Annotated in this window: 1 pseudogene; it reads right to left on the bottom strand. The window is 53.3% G+C overall.

Annotated elements, in window-relative coordinates:
* Positions 1-225 (bottom strand): annotated as a pseudogene (gene tuf, locus J5M57_RS28865) (elongation factor Tu); the annotation flags it as partial.

Raw genomic sequence — 225 nt, 5'->3', positions numbered from 1 at the left:
GACCCGAGATCGAGAATACGTCTTCGATTGGCATCAGGAATGGCTTGTCGATCATACGAACTGGTTCTGGGATGTAGCTGTCCAGAGTTTCAACCAGCTTCTTGACGGCAGTAGTGCCCATCTCGTTTTCGTCTTTGCCTTCCAGCGCCATACGAGCCGAACCGATGATGATCGGAGTGTCGTCGCCTGGGAAGTCATAGGTGGACAGCAGGTCGCGAACTTCCA

The organism is Pseudomonas sp. 86_A (genome assembly GCF_017491705.1).
Taxonomy (GTDB): domain Bacteria; phylum Pseudomonadota; class Gammaproteobacteria; order Pseudomonadales; family Pseudomonadaceae; genus Aquipseudomonas; species Aquipseudomonas koreensis.
This window is presented reverse-complemented; position numbering and strand designations above follow the sequence as displayed.